We start from the raw sequence: 5,794 nt of genomic DNA on the forward strand, positions 1-5,794 counted from the left end.
CCTGCCGTTGAAAACGCCAATGGAAAATTTGATGCTCCGAAAACAACAACTGGACCTAAGGCTATATTCATTTTTCTTAAATCGACTTTAGCCATCGGTTGTCTATCTGGTTGAGCCGTATCTATGGAAGCGTCAACCCAATGACCTAATTCAACATGATCTGCAAAAGCACGTAATTGACCAAGGGTTCTGCCACGTTCTCCCATGGCTCTGCCATTTGGTAATCCGCTTTCTGAGGAATATACTTGTAATAAATCGTCACCTAAAGCTTCAATTTCATTCGCAATGGTTCTTAGGAAAATGGCTTTCTTTTTACCTGAAATTTTTGAATAGGCTTTAAAGGCCTCTGAAGCTAATTCGGCAGCTTGATTGACTTCACTTGCTGATGCTTCTGTTATTCCCCATGAGTTTTCTATATTCAATAAGGGATTAAATGTTTTAAATGTTTTATTCCCTGTTGCTGAAAGTTTTTTGCCTATGTAGTTTTTTCCTGTTATCATGCTTTACTAATCTTTATAAATATGTTTAAATATCACTACGCTTTTGTGTTAGGCCTGCCTGCCGGCAGGCAGGGATTGCAACGGAAATCCTTTTGCTTTTGCAAAAGATTGTAGTGGAAAGCCCGACCCCTTTTCGGGGTAACCTGCCTGTCGGCAGTCAGGCACCCAAATTATTTATGCTAAAATACTTAGATTTTTATAATCTGGTAATGTTGGTCTTACAGAAAGTGCCTCTTTTATAATGTTCTCTATTTTTTTACGCTCTTCACCTTGTAAAACCAATCGAGGCGCTCTCACATATTCCGACCCAATGTTAGTATGCAAGCTAGCCATTTTGATATATTGCACTAATTTTGTGTGAATATCGAGTTCTAAAAGTGGCATAAACCACCTGTAAATGGCAATGGCCTCTTGAATTCTTCCTGCTTTTTGAAGCTCGTAAATGGCCACCGTTTCAGCAGGAAATGCATCCACCAATCCTGCCACCCAACCATCGGCTCCAATAAGTAAACTTTCCAACGCTAAAGTATCTACGCCGCACATAATGGCTAGTCGATTTCCAAAACGATTTTTTATACGTGTAATATTTGTGGTGTCTCGGGTTGATTCTTTCACGGCTTGAATATTTGGGCAACTTTTCAATAATTCTTCAAACATATCAAGCGTTACTTCAATTTTATAATCTACAGGATTGTTGTAAATCATAATTGGTAAAGTGGTACTGTTTGCTACCGCTTTAAAATATTCAACAACCTCTTCATCGCTTGCTTTATAACGCATTGGCGGCAACATCATAAGAGCTTTTGCTCCATCTTGTTCGGCAGTTTTTGCTAAGGCTATTGCGGCTTTTGTAGTTTGTTCGGCAATATTCATTAAAACTGGAACTTTACCTGCTACCAAAGCAACGGTTTCTCTTGTTAAAATGCGTCTCTCCTCGTCGGTTAAGGTACTTGCCTCGCCTAAAGTGCCACCTAATACAATGCCGTGAACACCTGCATCTAACTGAGCCGTTATGTTTTTTCTAAATAATTGTAAATCCAATTCATCGTTTTGATTAAATTGGGTTGTTACTGCTGGCATGACACCTTTCCATTGAATACTCATAATTTATTTTTTTGATACTGTAAATTTATAGAAACACCTGCATTCTAGTGAATAGTTTATTATTCAAAATACATACTATATTATCCGTTTTTTGTTATTTAAACTATAATTTGAATATTATTTATGTATTTTTAATTTTTAACTACCTAAAAACCATGAAAGTTCTACCTTTTAAAATCCCGAAACCTGAAGAAGATGTTCTTATATATCAGGTTGATTATGGCGATACTTTTTATGATAAACTCCACCAACATGAAGAAATTCAAATAAGTTTGATTGTGGAAGGTTCGGGAACACTTATTGTTGGAGATTCGGTAAATGATTATAATGAAAATGATGTTTTAATTATTGGCAGTAATATTCCTCATGTTTTTAAAAGTGATTTTAGCACCTCGAAAAAAGCGCACATGGTTACTTTATTTTTCACTAAACATGCTTTCGGAAAAAACTTTTTCAACTTAGAAGAATTAAAAGAATTGCAGCCTTTTTTTAAGCGAGCTAAGCATGGCTTTAGAGTTTCATCAAAATCGAAACAGATAAAATCCTTGCTTTTAGAGCTTGAAGCTGAAGGGAAATTTAATCGCTTTTTGGTTCTCCTTCAAATATTAAAGCTTAGCTCGAAAGGGCATCATAAAAGCTTATCTTCTTTTATTTATGATAAAAGGTACACAGATAATGAAGGACAAAGAATGCGTGACGTTTTTGAATTTACAATGAATAATTTTCAAAATTACATCTCATTAGATGCCATTTCTGGGATTGCAAATATGACAAAAAACGCCTTTTGCAAGTATTTTAAAAAGCGCACTAATAAAACTTATATTCAGTTTTTAAATGAATTGAGAATTGAACAAGCTTGCAGATTTTTACAATCAAATAAAGATTTATCTATCATTCAAATTGCAGACCACGTTGGTTTTAACAACATGTCGAATTTTAATAGACAGTTTAAGGCTATTAAAGGCCATAATCCTTCAGAAATAAGGAAGCATTTAAACTAAAGTTTCTTTACGAAATCTGTGATTATAACAGTTAGAGTAGCCCCTACTTTTCCCTCAATATACTTATCGTTATCACGGTCTAATCGAATATTACGAACGGCTGTTCCTTGCTTAGCCACCATGCTTGAGCCTTTTACTTTTAAATCTTTTACAAGTACTACGTTATCGCCATTTTCAAGAATAACACCATTAATATCTCGGTGTATAATTTTTTCGCTTTCGTCTTTATGCTCGCCTGTTTCTTTGGCTAATGCCATAGCCTCGTCATCTAAATACATCATATCTAGTAAATCTTTTGGCCAACCTTCATTGCGCAATCTTTGAAGCATTCTCCAAGCCATAATTTGAACTGCCACGTGCTCGCTCCACATGCTATCGTTTAAACAACGCCAATGGTTTGCATCCATGTCGGCATCACCATTAATTTGATCCATACAAGTTTTACAAACCAAAACATCGTTTGCCACATTTTCATTTAATGATGGCGGAATAGTGTACTGCTTTAAATCTTCAGTAGAAGTGCATAATTCGCAGGTATTGTTGCTTCTTTCTTGTAATGTTTGTAATACGCTCATGAATGTGGTTTTGATTTTGCAATGATACAAAAATTGGCGCTTTCAAAAGTTTAGACTTGTAAAAATTCCTTTTAAAACAAAAAAAGGACACTTTAAGTGTCCCCTTTTTACTGAAATACAATACTTTTATTTTGAAAGGTCGTGTATCCATGTATACAAATAATCGCCATGAACACCAGTAAAATACTTGCCCCATGCTTTACCTTTTACCCTATTTTCCTCAGTATCAGGGAAGGTTTCTTTCATTAATTCATCATCTCTCTCCCACATTTTATCTAAATCGGCTAGTGATTCAAGATAAAAAGCTTCTAAAAACTCTGTTTTATCAGAACCCCAAGCATGTACCAAAGGAGAATAAAATTTGACGTATTCATTCTTTTGAACAATACCGGCATTTCCTTCCATTCTTAAATTATTAAATTCTTCCATGGTGCCGTCTTCAGGAAACGCAAAATGGCTTCTTCTAACATAACACACCATATCCTTAGTTGGTTTTTCACTCATTAATTTAACTCCGTTTATAGGTGCATAAATTTCATCGGAATGCTCATTGGCATAATAGGAACCTAAGTTTTTAAAGAATGCTTTTCTTTTAGCTTCATCTGGCCATGCTTCTTTTTCTAACTCGGCACTTCTTTGTCCGAACTTGCCTATATCTTCCCAAGAGGCAAATGAATTCACCGTTAGAAACTCGGTGTTATCAGCTGTCATGTTATGTAAATACATATTATGCCCCATAAGGTACTCATTCTTCATGATTACTTTTTCGAAGTACTCTTTTTGAGCAGCCTTCCATTCGGACATTTTAAAATCCTCTTTGTCCATGTTCCAATGGTTGGTAGTTACAGCAATAAATTCTGGTCTTTTAGGAGCTTCGTCTTGGGCAGAAAGTGTGGTTGTGCAAATCAACAAAAGCATCATAGCAATTGCTGAAAATAATAGTTTACTTGTTTTCATAATCTGTTAAAAATTAAAGTTAATATAATTGGTTAAAATTAAATACGACTTTAAGATTTCGGGTCTTTGATTATGCTATAAAAAAGTATTAGGGAATTGAGAGTTCTTATAAATATAGTTAAAAACTATTGATTATCAATAATTTAATCAAATAAAGTTTCTTTCATTTTTTTAGTCATGCCTTTTACAACCATATTATAAGAGTGATCTATTAATTCTTTTACAAGTTTTGCTTGCAATTCGCCTTCGTGAAGAAATAGGGTGTTCCAATGTTTTTTACTCATATGAAAACCAGGGCGGATACTACTATGTTCGGCACGAAGTTCTTCAGAAAATTCTGGGTCTGCTTTCAGATTTATAGCAGCTTCTCCGGCTTCCCACCTTTTTAATGACACTAGGGCAAACATTTTTCCTAGAACTTTAAAAACAAGAGTATCATTATCGAAAGGAAAATCTTCGGTGGTTCCTTTTTTTGCTAAACAGTATTCTCGAATTTGCTCAATGTTCATTTAATAAGTCGTTCTTTTGTCCAATAAGCATTCGTTAATAACCCATGAATTACCTCTATTTGACGATTACTTTTATCAGAAGAAATGGTTATCAAGATTTAAGTTTCGGAGTTTCAGTTGTACCAATTTCTAAAGCTGAATAATCCAATTTCCAACCAATGGTTTCTACTATGGTTTCAATGAGCAAAATAGTTTCTAAAGCTTCCTTCTGAGCCACTTGAATAAGTCCGCTTTCAGGTATTTTATCTTGAATATGCTGTTTTGCTTCGTTGTGTAAACCTGTTAAATCATTTGCTTCAAATCTATTAAACAAACCATCAGATTTGTCATAATAATTCAGGTTAGTTTCAATTGAAAGTACTTCTGGTTGTGGAAAATGTTTTAAAATAATTTTCTTTTTATCAGTATCGGCTTGTAATTCAATTTTAGATAAATCATAACCTATGTGTGCCTTTGCATTTATAACAACGAGTGCTTTCTTTTTACTTGAAACGAGTTTTAAAAAACGTTCTTTAACATCTTCATAATGGTAAATTTCAGCAAAATCGCCTTCAACGGTTATAAACTTACATACCTTTTTAATTTTATCTAAAAGAATGGTTGATTGCGAATTAACAAGTTGTTTTTTCTTTATGGATTTCAAAATAGTAACGACTCCAAGGGTTACTAAGATTGTGATAATTATTGCTAAAAAAACTTCCATTTAACTTATAACTTTATATAAAATAGGTTTGCTTGGTGTTGCATCATTTTCAAATGGTGCGATTTGTAAATTTAAAAAATACTCGCCATCTTCAACCTTGTTTGACACATAAATTAATTCGGTAATTGTAGCATCCATTCTTAATTTACCTTTTGTATTCCAAAAAATATTATGGCCTAGTAACTCGCCACCATCTTTTTCTTTGTCAATACTTGGTAAATCTATTAGCAAATGTTTCACCCCTTTACTAACCAAAAACTTCACAGCCTCTGCTTTTAAATATGGCCAATTGGTGTTTGAATATTGCCTTGATAGTTTATCTCGCGTATTTGGGATGGTTCTTAGAATTATAGCGTCTCTTTTTTTATTTCCTAAGGCAAATTGAAGTTGTTTTTTTGAAATGATTTTATCTTCATTTTCTGTTTCGGGGGCAACAGTAATAACT

The 5,794-nt window shown here is 33.9% G+C and carries 8 protein-coding genes; 1 reads left to right on the forward strand and 7 read right to left on the reverse strand.

Annotated elements, in window-relative coordinates; genetic code table 11:
- A partial coding sequence (locus WBN21_RS10200) for an aldehyde dehydrogenase family protein (protein WP_424199938.1) occupies positions 1-500 on the reverse strand: 500 nt, incomplete at its 3' end.
- 174 nt (positions 501-674) lie between these two features.
- Positions 675-1,604 (reverse strand): dihydrodipicolinate synthase family protein, encoded by a 930-nt coding sequence (locus WBN21_RS10205; protein ID WP_424199940.1) that lies wholly within the window; start codon positions 1,602-1,604, stop codon positions 675-677.
- A gap of 155 nt (positions 1,605-1,759) precedes the next feature.
- Between WBN21_RS10205 and WBN21_RS10210 the strand changes: the two genes are divergently transcribed.
- Positions 1,760-2,605: an AraC family transcriptional regulator gene (locus tag WBN21_RS10210; RefSeq protein ID WP_424199942.1), complete on the forward strand. Its 846-nt coding sequence runs from the start codon at positions 1,760-1,762 to the stop codon at positions 2,603-2,605.
- On the opposite strand, the gene WBN21_RS10215 is transcribed toward WBN21_RS10210, so the two are convergent.
- From WBN21_RS10215 to WBN21_RS10235, 5 genes are all read right to left on the reverse strand, one after another.
- Positions 2,602-3,180 (reverse strand): PhnA domain-containing protein, encoded by a 579-nt coding sequence (locus WBN21_RS10215; RefSeq protein ID WP_424199944.1) that lies wholly within the window; start codon positions 3,178-3,180, stop codon positions 2,602-2,604. The two genes, WBN21_RS10210 and WBN21_RS10215, sit on opposite strands and share 4 nt — an antisense overlap.
- Before the next feature lie 126 nt (positions 3,181-3,306).
- A complete protein-coding gene (locus tag WBN21_RS10220; RefSeq protein WP_424199946.1) occupies positions 3,307-4,137 on the reverse strand; it encodes a hypothetical protein in 831 nt (276 codons plus the stop codon).
- 143 nt (positions 4,138-4,280) lie between these two features.
- The gene (locus WBN21_RS10225; RefSeq protein ID WP_424199948.1) at positions 4,281-4,646 is read right to left on the reverse strand and encodes an MmcQ/YjbR family DNA-binding protein; all 366 of its coding nucleotides are present in this window, start codon (positions 4,644-4,646) and stop codon (positions 4,281-4,283) included.
- Positions 4,647-4,737: 91 nt separating this feature from the next.
- Positions 4,738-5,349: a DUF4230 domain-containing protein gene (locus tag WBN21_RS10230; RefSeq protein WP_424199950.1), complete on the reverse strand. Its 612-nt coding sequence runs from the start codon at positions 5,347-5,349 to the stop codon at positions 4,738-4,740.
- Positions 5,350-5,794: cyclase family protein (locus WBN21_RS10235; protein WP_424199952.1), on the reverse strand; the 445-nt coding region annotated here is incomplete at its 5' end.

The organism is Algibacter sp., from assembly GCF_049667265.1.
Lineage (GTDB): Bacteria > Bacteroidota > Bacteroidia > Flavobacteriales > Flavobacteriaceae > Algibacter_B.